At 68.5% G+C, this 1,365-nt stretch carries 1 protein-coding gene; it reads left to right on the top strand.

The genetic code is table 11. From position 1 onward, the window contains the following. Window positions 1-64: 64 nt before the first annotated feature. The coding region (locus ACFHVL_RS31270) for a transposase (protein ID WP_416632225.1) at window positions 65-1,365 on the top strand (1,301 nt) is incomplete at its 3' end.

Raw genomic sequence — 1,365 nt, 5'->3', positions numbered from 1 at the left:
GACCCTGATGGCTTATTCGGCCGTGTACCCGTCTCCTTTGGTGGGTCAGTAGGGTTGTGTGGTCATGTCGATGCAACCGAGGCCGTGGCCAGACGTTCCGGAGCAGACCGCGCGGATGGCGCGGGCGGCGTTCCGGAAAGGGAACCTGGCGACGCGGATCCGTGACGAACTCGGCCAGGTGTACGAGGACGCCCGGTTCTCGGCGGCGTTCGGGGTCCGGGGACGGCCGGGGATCTCCCCGGCACAGTTAATGACCGCCAGCGTGTTGCAGTTCTCGGAGAACCTGACCGACCGTCAGGCCGCCGACGCGGTCCGGGACCGGATCACCTGGAAATACGCCCTCGGTCTGGAACTCGACGATCCGGGTTTCGACCCCACCGTCCTGTCGGAGTTCCGGGACCGGCTGGTCGCCGGTGACCTGACCAGCCTGGCCCTGGACGCCCTGCTGCAACGCCTGGCCGGGCTCGGACTGGTCAAGGCCCGGGGCCGCCAGCGCACCGATTCCACCCACATACTCGGCGCGATCCGCGACCTCAACCGCCTCGAACTGGCCGGAGAGACACTACGGGCGGCGTTGGAAGCCCTCGCCGCGGCGGCACCGCACTGGCTCACCTCGGTCATCGACGATTCCTGGACCGGCGTCTACGGCACCCGCGTCGACAACCTGCGCCTACCCGAGAGCCGGACCAGACGCGACGAGTTGATGGTCCGCTACGGCATCGACGGCTACCACCTGCTCGACGCGGCGCACCACCCGGACGCGCCGCAGTGGCTGGCACAGATCCCAGCGGTGCAGACGCTACGCCTGATCTGGATCCAGCAGTTCTACCGGGACACCGACAACGCCGGGCAGGAGGTGCGACGGCGGGAACACGCCCCGGACGGGGACGGTGTCCCGCCCGGCAGAGACCGCGTCATCTCCCCATACGACCTGGACGCCCGATACAGCATCAAACGCGACACCGGCTGGGGCGGCTACAAGGTCCACTTCACCGAGACCTGCGACCCACCGACCGGCACCACCGGCCGGGAAACCGGGCGCGGAGAACACCCGAACCTGATCACGAACGTGGCCACCACCACCGCGACCGTCCCGGACTCGGCCATGACCGCCATCATCCACCAGCGACTGGCCGACAAGGCACTGACTCCCGCCGAACACCTCGTCGACTCCGGATACCCGTCCGCCGAGATCATCGTCACCGCCGCCCGCCGGCACGGGATCACCCTGATCTCCCCGATGCTGATCGACCCGTCCGCCCAGGCCCGCGCCGGGCAAGGCTACGACAAAGCCGCGTTCACCTTCGACTTCGACACCCGCCACGGCGTCTGTCCCCAGGGCAACACCAGCACAAGCTGGTCACC

The organism is Micromonospora sp. LOL_023, assembly GCF_048060115.1.
In the GTDB taxonomy this organism is placed as follows: Bacteria; Actinomycetota; Actinomycetes; order Mycobacteriales; family Micromonosporaceae; genus Micromonospora_E.
Note: the sequence above shows the minus strand (reverse complement) of the source record. Positions and strands in the feature narration are given on the sequence as shown.